The sequence below is a fragment of the Microbacterium ginsengiterrae genome, assembly GCF_014205075.1.
In the GTDB taxonomy this organism is placed as follows: domain Bacteria; phylum Actinomycetota; class Actinomycetes; order Actinomycetales; family Microbacteriaceae; genus Microbacterium; species Microbacterium ginsengiterrae.
Map to the genome: position 1 here is coordinate 1,169,997 of NZ_JACHMU010000001.1, position 13,734 is coordinate 1,183,730.

The following is a 13,734-nucleotide window of genomic DNA, read 5'->3' on the forward strand; positions in this document are numbered from 1 at the left end:
GGAAGTGCCCGAAGGTGTTGTCCCCCATGCGACGAAGCGGTATTTTTTCGGTGTGCCTAAAAGTGTCCGATACGCCGCCTCCATCGCGGTGCTCGGCCTGCTCGGCGGCATCCTCACCGCCTGTGCGCCGACGGCGGACGTCGACGATGACCGGCCTCTCGTGCTCACCACCTTCACCGTCCTCGCCGACATCGCGCAGAACGTCGCCGGCGACCATCTGCGGGTCGAATCGATCACGAAGCCGGGCGCCGAGATCCACGGGTACGAACCGACACCGGGCGACGTCCGCCAGGCCGCTCAGGCGCAGCTGATCCTCGACAACGGCCTGAACCTCGAAGCCTGGTTCGCACAGTTCGTCGATTCGGTGCACGTCCCGCACGTCGTCCTCTCCGACGGGGTGGAGATCATCGACATCAGCGAGGACGCCTACGCAGGTCTCCCCAACCCGCACGCCTGGATGAGTCCGCTCAACGTGCAGTCGTATGTCGACACCATCGCCGCGGCGTTCAGCGACCTCGATCCGGCGCACGCCGCGGACTTCGCCGCTCACGCCGAGGCGTACAAGGCCGACCTTCAGCAGGTGCACGACGATCTCATCGCCGACCTCGCCGAGCTGCCGGAGCGACAGCGGGCCCTGGTGACATGCGAGGGGGCGTTCTCCTACCTCGCCAGGGACGCCGGTCTCTCGGAGGCGTACATCTGGCCCGTCAACGCCGAGCAGCAGGCGACGCCGAGACAGATCGCTGCGACGATCGAGTTCGTGAAGGACAACGACGTCCCCGCGGTGTTCTGCGAGTCGACGGTGTCCGATCGGGCGATGCGGCAGGTCGTCGAGGCGACGGGAGCGGAATTCGGCGGGACGCTCTACGTCGATTCGCTCTCCGCCGCGGACGGCCCCGTGCCCACCTATCTCGACCTCATCCGACACGACGCGGACACCATCACGGCCGCGCTCACCGGCCGGATCGCCGAGGAGGATGCGCCGTGAGCGCCGTCGAGGTCACCGACGTCACCGTCCGATACGGCGACGTGCTCGCTCTCGAGGGGGTGTCGCTCTCCGTGGCGGCGGGGAGGGTCACCGGTCTGATCGGGATGAACGGGTCGGGGAAGTCGACGCTGTTCAAGACGATCCTCGGCCTCGTCGCCCCCACCGACGGGTCCGTGACGATCGGCGGCAAGGCCCCGGCATCCGCACGCAGGCGCGGCCTCGTGGGCTACGTCCCCCAGAGCGAGGACGTCGACTGGGCCTTCCCCGTCTCGGTCCGCGACGTCGTCATGATGGGGCGATACGCCCGGCAGAACCTCCTCCGACGGGAACGGACCGCGGATCGCGATGCCGTCGCGGAGGCCCTCGAGCGCGTGGAACTGCAAGACCTCGCCGATCGGCAGATCGGACAGCTCTCCGGCGGGCAGCGAAAGCGCGCATTCGTCGCACGCTGCATCGCGCAGGATGCCGGAATCCTGCTGCTCGACGAACCGTTCGCCGGAGTCGACAAGCGCAGTGAGGCGACGATCGTCCGCCTGCTCCGGGAGCTCGCCGCGGACGACCGGACCGTGATCGTGTCGACCCACGACCTGCACGCGCTGCCTGAGCTGGCGGACGAAGCAGTACTGCTGCTGCGGCGCGTGCTGTTCCACGGCTCCGTGGCCGACGCGCTGGAACCCGCCACCCTGTCGCGGGCGTTCGGATTGGAGTCGCCGTGATCCTCGACTGGATCCTGGAACCCCTCCAGTACGACTTCATGGTGCGCGCACTCGTCACGACCATGATCGCCGCCGTCGTCTGTGCGCTGCTGTCCTGCTGGCTGGTGCTGGTCGGCTGGTCGCTGATGGGGGACGCCGTCTCGCACGCCGTCCTCCCCGGCGTCGTCATCGCCTACGTGCTCGGGGCGCCGTTCGCGCTCGGGGCGCTCGTCTTCGGACTCCTCGCCGTCGCGTTGATCGGCCTCATCCGTGGGACGAGCAGAGTGAAGGAGGACGCCGCGATCGGCATCGTCTTCACAACCCTGTTCGCCCTGGGGCTCGTGATGATCTCGATGACGCCGAGTCAGACCGACCTGAATCACATCATCTTCGGGAACATCCTCGGCGTCTCGGACATCGACCTCCTGCAGATCGCCGTGCTCGCCGTCGTGGCGTTCACCGTCCTCGTCGTGAAGCGCCGCGACCTCACGCTGTACGCCTTCGACCCCACGCACGCATTCGCGATCGGCCTGTCACCGCGTCTCCTCGGCGCACTCCTGCTCGGCGTGCTCGCCCTGACCTGCGTCGTGGCCCTTCAGGTGGTCGGTGTCGTGCTGGTGGTCGCGATGCTCATCATCCCCGGTGCCACCGCGTATCTGCTCACCGACCGCTTTGGACGGATGCTGGTGATCGCACCGACGCTCTCGGCGGCGTGCAGCGTGATCGGCATCTACCTCAGCTACTGGATCGACGCGGCATCCGGAGGGCTCGTCGTCGTCGTGCAGGGCTGCGTGTTCACCCTCGTGTACCTCTTCTCACCCCGCCAGGGCGTGATCGGCCGGCGGCTGCGGGCCCGTCGGGTCGTTCAGCCCTGAGCCGGGCTGGCGGTCGCGGCACCGGAGGCCTGCGCACCTGACCCGACCCGCGTGAAGGCCTGAGCGAGATCGGCGATGAGGTCGTCGGCGTTCTCCAGCCCGATCGACAGGCGGAGGACGTCGGCATCCGGGCGCGCGTCGGCGGGGACGGGACGATGGGTGAGCGCAGCAGGGTGCTGGATCAGCGAATCCACTCCCCCGAGCGAGACGGCGTGCGTGAACAGACTCACCGCTGAGGCGACCGCGCCGGCAGCGGAGTATCCGCCGCGCATCCGCATCGCGATCATGGCCCCCGTGCCGTGCATCTGCCGCTTCACTATCCCCTGCGGGTCGCCGTCGAGACCGGGGAAGAAGACCTCATCGACCTCCGGCTGGTCGATGAGCCACTGCACGATCCGCTGCGCGTTCTCCTGCTGCTGGCGCATCCGCACCGGCAGGGTGGTGAGCCCGCGGTGCAGGAGGTAGGCGCCGAGCGGATGCAGCAGTCCTCCGGTGACGGCCCTGACGCGTCGCAGTGCCTCGGCGGTCGTCTCGCTGCACGCCACGACACCGGCGATCACGTCGCCATGCCCTCCGAGGTACTTCGTGGCGCTGTGCAGCGACATCGCCGCACCGTGGTCGAGCGGGTTCTGCAGGATGGGCGTGGCGAAGGTGTTGTCGACGACCACCGGGACGTCCCCGGCCGCGGCGACGACCTCGGCGATGTCGACGAGCTCGAGCGTGGGGTTCGCCGGTGTCTCGACGATGACAAGGGCCGTGTCCTGCCGGATGCTGACACCGACTTCCGACGGGTGGCAGAAGGTCGTCTCCGTACCGAGCAGCCCCGAGCCGAGCAGGTGATCCGTGCCGCCGTACAGCGGACGGACCGCCACCACGTGGTGCTTCCCCGTCGCACCGGTGTGCGCGAGGATGACGGCCGTCATCGCGGCCATCCCCGACGAGAACGCCACGGCGGCCTCGGCGTGCTCCATCTCGGCGAGGGCGTCCTCGAATCGCGCGACGGTGGGATTCCACAGCCGGGCGTACACGAGGCTTCCGTCGGCGATGGGCCGCCCACCCCCGGCCATCGCCTCGTATGAATCACCACCGCGCTCGATGTCGGGCAGCGGGTTCGTCGTCGACAGGTCGATCGGCAGGGCATGGACCCCGAGGTCGGCGAGGTCGCCTCGCCCGCTGTGCACGGCAACGGTGTCGGGATGCAGGGGACGCTGGTCGGTCATGCTTCCAGATTGTCCGAATCCCAAGCAAGATGGGAGGGATCCGCAGAATCAGCCGACAGATCGCATCAGATCACGATTTCCGGCAATGAACCGCCGTGAAGAGGAGCCCACGTTGCCGAAACCCCAACTCGATGAGCTGGACCTGGAGATCCTCGCAGCGCTCAGCACACGGGCCGATGTCACGAACAAGGCGCTGGCGCAGCAGCTGGGGCTCGCGGAGTCGACCTGCGCCCACCGCGTGCGGAGCCTGCGCGACCGCGGGGTCGTGCGGGACACGAGAGTCCGGCTGGATGCCGCGGCGCTCGGCTTCCCGCTCGAAGCCATCATCAAGGTGCGTCTGGCCAATCACACCGGCGAGAAGGTCACTGCACTCTTCGACGCCCTCGCCGCCACGCCGCGCGTACTGCAGGTGTTCCACGTCGCTGGTGTGGACGACTTCCTCGTCCACGTCGCCGTGCAGGACGCGGCGGCCCTGCGGGACATCGTGCTCGAGCACATCACGGTGCATCCCGTCGTCCGAGGGACCGAGACCCAGCTCGTCTTCGAGATGCGCGACGGCCGCGGCGTGCTCGGGTGACCGCGACGCGCCGGCCCGGGTGACCGCGACGCGGTGGCTCAGACGGCCGCGGCCGGCGCGCTGCGGTCAGCGCCGAAGGAGCTTCTTCCAGCGCTTCTGAACGACGACCGGCACGGACTGGGTGACGACGGCGTCGACGTTGAGCGAGCTGTTGTCCGGACCCACCAGCGCGATGGGAGTGGTGAGCGTCGGTTCGGCGGGGTCGACGGGCATCTTCGCCAGGGCGCGGTGCGCGCGCACGTAGGCGGGGATGAGGATCACCACCGCACCGATCCAGGCGAGCGGGTTGCTCATGGCGACGCCGGCGAAACCGAACACGGCGCCGAGGGCGACCGCGGCGGTGACGCGCATGAACAGTTCGACGACGCCGGTGACGGTCGGGATCATCGCCTGGCCGAGTCCCTGCAGCGCGCCACGCAGCACGAACAGCACGCCGAGAAGCGCGTAGGTCGAGCCGTTGATGATGAGCATCAGGTGCGCGAGTTCCACCACCTCGTCCACTCCGTCACCGACGAACAGCCGGACGAGGTGCGTGCCGAAGGCGATGAGGACGCCACCGAGCACGACCGAGGCGACCAGCGCCATCCAGACGGCCTGCTTCACGCCGGCGCGGATGCGGTCGGGGCGCCGCCCGCCGAAGTTCTGCGCGACGTACATCGAGACGGCGAGGCCCAGCGAGGCCAGGAGCGCCGTCGCGAGGCTGTCGACGCGGCTCGCCGTCGTGTACGCGGCGACGGCGTCGGCACCGAGGACGTTGAGCGCGACCTGCACGACGAGCGTGCCGATCGCGATGATCGAGGCCTGGAACCCCATCGGCAGGCCCAGCCGCAGGTGATCGGCGACGTCGTCGCGGGTGATGCGCCAGTCGGCGCGACGCACGTGCAGCACGGGGATCCGACGCCGGATGAAGTCGAGGCACAGCAGCACGGACACCGCCTGGGAGACGACGGTGGCCAGCGCCGCTCCCGCGACGCCCCAGCCGATGGGTCCGACGAGCACGATGACGAGCGCGACGTTCAGGGCGCACGCGACGGTGAGGAACACCAGGGGCGTCTTCGAGTCGCCGATCGCTCGGATGATGGCGGCGAGATAGTTGAAGAACATCGTCGCCCCGCCGCCGAGGAAGCTCACCTGCGTGAAGAGGGTCGCCTCGGCGAGCAGCTCGGGCGGTGTCTGCATGAGGACGAGCACGGGACCGGCGAGCAGGGGACCGGCGATCGTGATGATGATGCTCGCGATGGCGGACAGGACGGTGCCCGTCGCGACGGAACGTCGGACGGCGGCGTGATCCTTCGCGCCGTACGCCTGCGCGGTGGGGATGGCGAAACCGCTCGTCATGCCCCATGCGAACCCGAGCAGCAGGAAGAGCAGGCTTCCGGTCGCACCCACGGCCGCCAGCGAGTTCACGCCAAGCTCGCGCCCGACGACGATCGTGTCGACGACCTGATAGAGCTGCTGGACGATGTTGCCGATGAGCAGGGGCACGCAGAAGGCGAGGATGACGCGCCACGGACGACCCGTGGTGAGGGTGGTGGCCATGCGGGAGGAGCTTCCGAACGGAGGTCAGGGGGATCCGCCGCCGGCGGCGGCGAGCGCCTCAGTCTATCGAATCGATTCGGATGTGACCGTGCGGATTCCGACGATCCGCGGGGTCTTGACGATCGGCGTCGACGCCGTCCCCGTGGACGGCGTCGCGGTACCCGTGGCCGGCGTCGCGGCAGCAGGGGCGTCGACGGGCTCCGGTCGCGGTCGCCGCGCGAAAGCCTTCACCGCGGAGCGGGCGACGCCTCCGAGCACGAGGGCGGCCACCATCGCACCGGCCGCGGCGAGTGCCGGCATCCACTGCCCGGAGAACCCGGACGCGAGGCTGAGCAGCCCGCCGCCGATCCATACCGCGCCCGCACCGCCGGCCGCTCCGGCGGCTCCCCTCGCCAACGCGATGAGGACGACGACGGCGCACAGCACCGCGATCGCCGCACCGACGACACCGACCCAGAGGAAGAACTCCCCCAGCTCTCGAACAACACCCAACGATGACATCTCGACCCCCCGGTCTCCTCCGTGTTCTCCACGGTACGTCCGGCGCTCCGCGCCCGCATCCATCGCAAGGATGATGTTACGCAACCGGTGCGCGCGGGGACGGGATCCCATCCCGTCATCCCGGCCCGCCCGCCCTCTCGGAGGGCCAAGATGGAAGGGTGGTTGTCCCTCTCTCAGACCTCATGCAGATGCCCGACCCTCAGCTCGTCTACGCCGCGGACGGGACGAGACTGGCGACATACAGCTGGGGTGATCTCGACGCCCCGGTGGTCGTGATCGTTCACGGTTTCGCCTCGAGCGCACGCGACAACTGGGTCTCCACCGGGTGGGTGCGCGCCCTCACCTCCGCCGGGTACCGGGTGCTCGCGCTCGATCAACGCGGACACGGCAACAGCGACAAGCCGCACGAGCCGGCGGCCTACGCCGTGCGCACCCTCGTCAGCGACGTCGAGACCGTCATGGACACGTACCTGGTCGAAGAGGCCTATTACGTGGGCTACTCGCTCGGCGCGAGAGTGGGCTGGGAGGTCGTCCGTGACCTCCCGCAGCGCATCGACCGTGCGGTGCTCGGGGGCGTCCCGGACGGCATCCCCCTGGAGCGGCTGCAACTCGACGAGGTGCGCGCGTACATCAGCGACGGCACGCCGGTCACCGACAGGGCGACGCAGAACTACATCGCCCTCACCGAACGCGTGCCGGGCAACGACCTCCGCTCCCTTCTCGCCCTCGCCGAAGGCCTGCGCACCACACGCACCGTCGACCCCGATGCCGCGGATGCCCCCGTGCGCCCCATCCTGTTCGCCACGGGTGAGCAGGACGCGATCATCGAGGGTTCACGGACGCTGGCGAACGCCGCGCCGAACGGGACCTTCTTCGTCATCCCCGGACGGCACCACTTCAACGCCCCGGGGTCGCGCGCGTTCAAGGACGCCGCGCTGGAGTTCCTCCGCGCCGACGCGTGATCGGGGCGGCCGCGATCCGCGGCATCCGGTCTACCCTGGGACCATGCCCGCAGTGATCCCCGCCATCGTCGCCCCGTCCGCCACCGATCCCCTGTTCACCGGCACCGTCGAGCGCCGCGATGTCGGCCCGTCCGACGTGCGCATCGACATCCGTTGGGCCGGCGTCTGCCACTCCGACATCCACACCGTGCAGGGCGACTGGGGTCCGCAGCCATACCCGCTGACGGTCGGCCACGAGATCGTCGGCACCGTCGCCGAGATCGGCTCCGACGTCACGGGCTTCGCCGTCGGCGACCGCGTCGGTGTCGGATGCCTGGTCAACTCCTGCGGCGAGTGCGCGAACTGCGCCGCCGGCCAGGAGCAGTACTGCGAGAACGGTGCGATCGGCACCTACGCCGCCACCGACGTCGACGGAACGGTCACGCAGGGCGGTTACTCCACCTCGGTCGTCGTGACCGAGAAGTTCGTGCTGCGCGTCCCCGAGGCCATCCCCTACGAGAAGGCCGCCCCGCTGCTGTGCGCCGGGATCACCACCTACTCGCCGCTGCGGCACTGGAACGCGGGCCCCGGCAAGAAGGTCGCCGTCATCGGCCTCGGCGGGCTCGGTCACATGGCCGTCAAGATCGCGCACGCCATGGGCGCAGAGGTCACCGTGCTCTCGCGCTCAGAGGCCAAGCGCGACGACGCGCTGAAGCTCGGCGCCGACCACTACTTCGCCACCGAGGACGACGAGACGTTCCGCACGCTGCGCGCGAGCTTCGACCTCATCATCAACTCCGTCTCGGCTGCGATCGACATCAACGCGTACCTGAAGCTGCTCGCGCTCGACGGCACGCTCGTGAACGTCGGAGCCCCGTCCGAGCCGATGCCGGTCGGTGCCGGCACGCTGATCAGCAACCGCCGCTCGTTCGCCGGGTCCAACATCGGCGGCATCGCCGAGACCCAGGAGATGCTCGACTTCTGCGCCGAGCACGACATCGCCCCAGAGGTCGAGATCACCTCAGCCGATGACATCAACGAGGCGTGGGCGCGGGTGCTGGCATCCGACGTCCGCTACCGCTTCGTCATCGACATCGACACGCTGCGCTGAGCGCGCTGCGCCGCGCTGCCGTGTGAGACACCACGCTGCACGCGAGACACCACCTGCGACGTGGTGTCTCGCGGCGCAGGTGGTGTCTCAAAGATTGAGCGCGACTAGCTCGCCACGGCGTCGCGCTTGGGCAGCACCCATCCTGCGCGCGGGAAGTGGCAGGTGTAGCCGTTCGGGTACTTGATCAGGTAGTCCTGATGCTCCGGCTCCGCCTCCCAGAACGGGCCGACCGGCTCGATCGTGGTCACGGCCGGTGCCGGCCACAGCCCGGAGGCGTCGACGTCAGCGATCGTGTCGCGGGCGACCTTCTCCTGCTCCGGCGTGAGCGGGAAGATCGCCGAGCGGTAGCTCGTTCCGATGTCGTTGCCCTGACGGTTGAGGGTCGACGGGTCGTGGATCTGGAAGAAGAACGCGAGGATGTCGCGGTACGTCGTCTGAGTCGGGTCGAACACGATCTCCACGGCCTCGGCGTGACCGGGGTGGTTGCGGTAGGTCGCGTGGTCGTTCTCACCGCCGGTGTATCCGACGCGCGTGTCGATCACGCCGGGCTGCCGGCGGATCAGGTCTTCCATGCCCCAGAAGCATCCGCCTGCGAGGACGGCCGTCTCCGTGCCGGGGGTGCGGGTGATGGATCCGTTGTCGGTCATGATGCGTTCTCCTTGGTGGTGGCGTCGAAGAGGCTGCGGTACTGACCGTACCCCTCTTCGACGAGGCGGTCTGCGGGGACGAATCGGAGCGCGGCGGAGTTCATGCAGTAGCGCATGCCTCCCGCCTCCTCCGGCCCGTCGGGGAAGAGATGTCCGAGGTGGCTGTCGGCGCCGGTCGAGCGGACCTCGGTGCGCGGCATCCAGAGCTTCCTGTCTGTCTTGGTCGAGACGGCGTCCACGTCGATGGGCTTCGTGAAGCTCGGCCATCCTGTTCCGCTGTCGAACTTGTCGGTGGAGGAGAACAGCGGCTGCCCGGAGACCACGTCCACGTAGATCCCCGGTTCGTGGTTGTCCCAGTAGCGGTTGCGGAACGCGGGCTCGGTCCCGTCCTCCTGGGTGACGCGGTACTGCGCCTCGGTGAGCCGGCTCAGCGACTCCGGCGTCTTGCGGTATTCCTGTGACACGATCGGTCCTCTCTGATCGCCGCTGGCTGCGGCGTCACTGTAGAGAACCGCGAACAGAGCCGATTTGGTCCCGATGGGACTATGAGCGTGCTGTGAGTTTGCCGCGGGTGCGAGGCTGGATGCAGTCATGGAGGAGGACGACGATGGATGCCGGGACGACACCGACCGATCCGCAAGTACCGCGCCACGTGGGTGATGCCCTCCGTGCGACGGGCGCGCCCGGTTCGGTGTGGACGCTCGACCCGGCCGAGCGGGGCCTCGATGCGAACATCATCGTGCTCCCGCCCGGCGACGAGATCCGTGCGCACGACGGACCGGAGCTCGACGTCCTCATCGTGGTGCTCGCGGGGTCAGGGGTATTGGAGACGGCGGCGGAGCCCGTGGCGCTCGCCCCTGGGGAGATCGTCTGGTTGCCGGCGAGGTCGCGTCGGCGGTTCGTCGCCGGGGCGGATGGCCTGCGCTACTTCTCCGTGCATCAGCGCAAGCCCGGCCTCGGCATCCGTCGCAGGGGCGAGTGAGCCGGCACCGGTATGGATCGTGTCGGTTCCGGCGGCTGAGAACCGACGGCATCCATACCGGCCGGCGCGCAGCACGGTCGGTGGGATGACATACCGTGTGATCATGCAGCAGAATCCCGTCGCCGATGCCCTCGTCCTCATCACCGGTGCCGCGCGCGGCATGGGTGAGCTGTACGCCCGCCGGTCGGTCGCCGCCGGTGCGCGTGCGGTCGCACTGTGGGACATCGACGAGGATGCCGTGACCGCCCTCGCCGCCGACCTCTCCCGCTCGGGGGTCGATGTGCGCGGCTACCGCGTCGACGTGTCGCGGCGCGAGCAGATCGTCGCCGGCCTGGCGGAGGTGCGCGAGGATCTCGGCGCACCGGACGTCGTGATCAACAACGCCGGCATCGTCCGCGGCGCCCCGTTCTGGGAGCACGACCCCGAGCGCGACATCGAGGCGACGATGCGCATCAACACGCTCGCAGCCATGTGGCTGACCCGCGAGGTCCTGCCGGACATGATCGCGGACACGTCCCGCCCCAAGCGTGTGCTGAACATCGCCTCGGCCGCCGGCACCCTGGCCAATCCGAACATGAGCGTGTACGCGGCATCCAAGTGGGCGATGATCGGCTGGGGAGAATCGGTCCGTCTGGAACTGGCCGCGCACGGACACCGGCACATCGGCGTGACGACGTTCTGCCCGAGCTACGTGTCCACCGGGATGTTCGAGGGTGCACGCGGACCGCTGCTCACGCCGATCATGACTCCGCGCACCGCGACGGCGGCCGCGTGGAACGGGATGCTGCGCGGAACACCCATGGTGCTGCGCCCCTGGACGGTGAAGCTCTCGATGGCCCTGCGCGGCATCCTTCCCACCGCCGTGTGGGACTTCGTCGCCGATCGCGTGTTCCGGGTGTACTCGTCGATGGACGAGTTCACGGGGCGAGGGTGAACGGCGCGCGGTCGCACTGCGCGGGACGGGGTGAGCGGAACGGCGGCATCCGGGCAGTAGTCTTGCTCTCCTGAAGCTCGTGAACACCTCACAGGGGGATGCATGTCGGTCGGTCTGCTCGCTGTCGTCGACGACATCCTCAGCGCGGCGCTGAAGGCGTCGGCGAAGTCCGCCGGAGTCGTGATCGACGACGCGGCCGTCACGCCGCAGTACGTTCAGGGCATCACACCGGCGCGCGAGCTCCCCGTGGTGCTGAAGATCACGCTCGGGTCGCTGGTGAACAAGTTCATCATCATCATCCCGATCGCGCTGGTGCTCACCGCCTTCGCGCCGTGGGTGCTGCCGTTCCTGCTCATCATCGGCGGGACGTACCTGTGCTTCGAGGGTGCGGAGAAGGTGCTCGAGTGGTTCGGGTTCCATCACGAGCATGCCGACGAGGGCGCGCGCAACGAGAACAAGCTCGTGTTCGGCGCGATCCGCACGGACCTGATCCTCTCGACCGAGATCATGCTCATCTCGCTGTCGAACCTCGACGCCAGTCTCAGCATCTGGATGACGCTCGGCGTCCTCGCCGTGATCGCCCTGCTGATGACGTTCGTCGTGTACGGCGCCGTCGCCCTCCTCGTGAAGATCGACGACATCGGCCTGAAGATGGCCAAGAACGACTCGCGCCGTGTGCGGCACACCGGCGCGCGCATCGTCCGGTCCATGCCTGCGGTGTTCCGGGTGATCAGCGTCGTCGGGACGGTCGCGATGCTCTGGGTCGGCGGACATCTGCTGCTCGGGAACCTCGGTGAGGTCGGGCTGCACTTCTTCAGTGACATGCTGCACGGCACCCACGACCTCCTGGCTCCGCTGGGTGGGGTGATCGCCTGGGTCGGCGAGACGATCGTCGCCGCGATCGCCGGGCTTGCAGCGGGTCTCATCGTCGTGGGGGTCGTGCTGCTCATCGCGCGCCTGCTCGGCAAGAACCCGACGTTCAGCGAGGGCGGCGAGTCCCCGGTCGGCGCGCGCCACTGAAGGATGCTGGTGCGGGACTTCTTCTCCACAGGCGGAGCTCGTTGCCCACTTCCCCACCGTTCCTGAATCACCGCTGACCTGGGATTTGAATGTCTGTGGCCCCCTGTTGGATGGTGTCATGACATCACTCGCAGAGCAGCTCGAGAGTATCGATCGGCGTCTCGCCGACGTGCTCGGCGCGAGCGACGATGCGCGGGGCGAGGCCGATGCCGATCTGCTCGCGGCGGTGCAGGTCCTCGGTCGTATCCGCCGACGCCTCGACGGCGCCGTCTCCGCGGCTGCCGGCCGCGTCGCCGAGCGGGATCGCCCCCTCGAGCGCGCGGCCCGGTTCTCATCGCGGGCCGGATGCCGGGATGCCGTCGACCTGCTGCGGCGAGCGCTCCGGGTCGACGGGCATACGGCGCGCCGATACGCGACCGCCGGCGCGGCGATCCGGCAGGAGCTCGACGTCACCTCAGGAGGCCTGCTGCCGAGCGCATTCCCCGCGCTGGCGGGCGCGCTGGAGGACGGCGAGTTGTCGGTGGAAGGATTCCTCGCCTGCGCCGTGCCGTTGCAGAAGTCGGTGAGGATCGGTGCCGCCGACCGCCTCGCCGCCGACGCGCTGCTGGCACGGTTCGCGCGCGGTCTCGAGCTCGACGACACCATCGCAGACACCGACATCGCCAACCACCCCGACCTCGACGCGTCCGATGCTCGACCGGGCCCGGCGCCGACCACGGACGAGCTGTCAGGGGTGACGGCACACATCCTCGCCCGGATCGACCCCGACGGCGCAGAACCCGACGACCGCGCCGGCCTCCGCCGCCGCCATCTCACGATCGGTGCGCTGCGAGCGGGGACGGTCCCCGTGCGTGGCGAGTTGTTGCCCGAGGTGGCCGCCCAGCTCCAGAAGCTCATCGACAGCCTGACCAACCCACGGGTCGACAAGGAGAGCGGGCCCGGCGGTCTCGTGCACTTCCGCCCGTCCGAGCCCGGCATCTACGACGGCGTCGAGGCGGGCAAGGACGCCGACGGTGAGGCGCGCGCCGACGGGATCCCGTCGCACCGCGCAGAGGCTCCTCCGGCGGAGACAGCTGACCTGCGCAATCACGCGCAGCGGCGACACGATGCCCTGGCGACGGTGCTGACGATCGCCGCGGCCTCCGGCGACCTGCCCGCGCTCGGCGGCGCGGCTCCCACCCTCGTCGTCTCGGTCCGCGCAGACGATTTCGTTGGCCGCGCGGGGCGAGCCACGATCGACGGACCGGGGTACGACGTCCCTCTCGGCGTGGCCGACCACGCCGCCTGCGCAGGCCTCGTCCAGCGGGTGCTGTTCGACGAAGACGGAGCGATCGTCGCCATCGGTACGACGGGGCGCATCTTCAACGCCCATCAGCGTCGCGCCATCATCCTCCGCGACAAGAAATGCGTGATCCCGGGGTGTGAGATCCGCGCCGAATGGTGCGAGATCCACCACGTGCACGACCACGCGCTCGGCGGACCGACCCATACGAGCAACGGTGTACCTCTTTGCTGGCATCACCATCGCACGCTCGACACCGGTGCGTGGCAGATCCGCATGCGCGACGGGACGCCGCAGATCCGCGGACCGCACTGGTGGGACCCGTACGGCCTGTGGCGAGCACCTCATCATGACTACCGCGCCGTCGACACCGCGATCGATGCGGTGATCGGCGCCGCGCTCAGCGGGTAGAGTTCCCCCGA

General features: G+C 69.1%; 15 protein-coding genes. 10 read left to right on the plus strand and 5 right to left on the minus strand.

Annotation, left to right across the window (positions count from 1 at the left end):
• The first annotated feature begins 97 nt into the window (after positions 1 to 97).
• Genes HD600_RS05830 through HD600_RS05840 form a run of 3 tightly spaced genes read left to right on the plus strand, consistent with a single transcriptional unit; the run spans position 98 to position 2,558 of the window.
• Positions 98 to 988 (plus strand): metal ABC transporter substrate-binding protein, encoded by an 891-nt coding sequence (locus HD600_RS05830; protein WP_206705807.1) that lies wholly within the window; start codon positions 98 to 100, stop codon positions 986 to 988.
• Complete coding sequence (locus HD600_RS05835) at positions 985 to 1,704, plus strand: ATP-binding cassette domain-containing protein (protein ID WP_184282213.1); 720 nt, start codon at positions 985 to 987, stop codon at positions 1,702 to 1,704. The genes HD600_RS05830 and HD600_RS05835 overlap by 4 nt, the downstream gene beginning before the upstream one ends.
• A gap of 38 nt (positions 1,705 to 1,742) precedes the next feature.
• Positions 1,743 to 2,558: a metal ABC transporter permease gene (locus HD600_RS05840; RefSeq protein WP_144795029.1), complete on the plus strand. Its 816-nt coding sequence runs from the start codon at positions 1,743 to 1,745 to the stop codon at positions 2,556 to 2,558.
• Here HD600_RS05840 and HD600_RS05845 read toward each other — a convergent pair.
• Positions 2,549 to 3,778 (minus strand): trans-sulfuration enzyme family protein, encoded by a 1,230-nt coding sequence (locus HD600_RS05845; RefSeq protein ID WP_184282215.1) that lies wholly within the window; start codon positions 3,776 to 3,778, stop codon positions 2,549 to 2,551. The genes HD600_RS05840 and HD600_RS05845 overlap by 10 nt on opposite strands.
• Before the next feature lie 112 nt (positions 3,779 to 3,890).
• Here HD600_RS05845 and HD600_RS05850 point away from each other — a divergent pair, with 112 nt between their 5' ends.
• Positions 3,891 to 4,355: an Lrp/AsnC family transcriptional regulator gene (locus HD600_RS05850; protein ID WP_144795031.1), complete on the plus strand. Its 465-nt coding sequence runs from the start codon at positions 3,891 to 3,893 to the stop codon at positions 4,353 to 4,355.
• A gap of 66 nt (positions 4,356 to 4,421) precedes the next feature.
• Here the strand turns inward: HD600_RS05850 and HD600_RS05855 are convergent, their stop codons facing one another.
• Together HD600_RS05855 and HD600_RS05860 are read right to left on the minus strand one after the other, a co-directional pair.
• Positions 4,422 to 5,894 carry an MATE family efflux transporter gene (locus tag HD600_RS05855; RefSeq protein ID WP_144793706.1) on the minus strand — a complete coding sequence of 491 codons (1,473 nt, stop codon included), beginning with the start codon at positions 5,892 to 5,894 and terminating at the stop codon, positions 4,422 to 4,424.
• 63 nt (positions 5,895 to 5,957) lie between these two features.
• A complete protein-coding gene (locus tag HD600_RS05860; RefSeq protein ID WP_144793709.1) occupies positions 5,958 to 6,386 on the minus strand; it encodes a hypothetical protein in 429 nt (142 codons plus the stop codon).
• 167 nt (positions 6,387 to 6,553) lie between these two features.
• Here HD600_RS05860 and HD600_RS05865 point away from each other — a divergent pair, with 167 nt between their 5' ends.
• Both HD600_RS05865 and HD600_RS05870 read left to right on the plus strand, forming a co-directional pair.
• The gene (locus tag HD600_RS05865; RefSeq protein WP_184282217.1) at positions 6,554 to 7,357 is read left to right on the plus strand and encodes an alpha/beta fold hydrolase; all 804 of its coding nucleotides are present in this window, start codon (positions 6,554 to 6,556) and stop codon (positions 7,355 to 7,357) included.
• A gap of 43 nt (positions 7,358 to 7,400) precedes the next feature.
• A complete protein-coding gene (locus tag HD600_RS05870) occupies positions 7,401 to 8,447 on the plus strand; it encodes an NAD(P)-dependent alcohol dehydrogenase (protein ID WP_144793712.1) in 1,047 nt (348 codons plus the stop codon).
• A 104-nt stretch (positions 8,448 to 8,551) separates the two neighbouring features.
• Here HD600_RS05870 and msrA read toward each other — a convergent pair whose 3' ends face one another.
• A complete protein-coding gene (gene msrA, locus HD600_RS05875; protein WP_144793715.1) occupies positions 8,552 to 9,094 on the minus strand; it encodes a peptide-methionine (S)-S-oxide reductase MsrA in 543 nt (180 codons plus the stop codon).
• Positions 9,091 to 9,558 carry a peptide-methionine (R)-S-oxide reductase MsrB gene (msrB, locus tag HD600_RS05880; RefSeq protein ID WP_144793718.1) on the minus strand — a complete coding sequence of 156 codons (468 nt, stop codon included), beginning with the start codon at positions 9,556 to 9,558 and terminating at the stop codon, positions 9,091 to 9,093. Before msrB ends, msrA begins: the two co-directional genes overlap by 4 nt.
• Before the next feature lie 143 nt (positions 9,559 to 9,701).
• On the opposite strand from msrB, the gene HD600_RS05885 reads away from it, so the two are divergent.
• From HD600_RS05885 to HD600_RS05900, 4 genes are all read left to right on the plus strand, one after another.
• Entirely contained in the window at positions 9,702 to 10,076 is a 375-nt protein-coding gene (locus tag HD600_RS05885) for a cupin domain-containing protein (protein ID WP_206705692.1), read from the plus strand.
• Between the two features lie 103 nt (positions 10,077 to 10,179).
• Positions 10,180 to 11,010 carry an SDR family NAD(P)-dependent oxidoreductase gene (locus HD600_RS05890; protein ID WP_144793721.1) on the plus strand — a complete coding sequence of 277 codons (831 nt, stop codon included), beginning with the start codon at positions 10,180 to 10,182 and terminating at the stop codon, positions 11,008 to 11,010.
• A gap of 102 nt (positions 11,011 to 11,112) precedes the next feature.
• Complete coding sequence (locus tag HD600_RS05895) at positions 11,113 to 12,030, plus strand: DUF808 family protein (protein WP_184282219.1); 918 nt, start codon at positions 11,113 to 11,115, stop codon at positions 12,028 to 12,030.
• Between the two features lie 118 nt (positions 12,031 to 12,148).
• On the plus strand, positions 12,149 to 13,723 hold the full coding sequence (locus tag HD600_RS05900) for an HNH endonuclease signature motif containing protein (protein WP_184282221.1): 1,575 nt from the start codon (positions 12,149 to 12,151) through the stop codon (positions 13,721 to 13,723).
• The last annotated feature ends 11 nt before the right edge of the window (positions 13,724 to 13,734 follow it).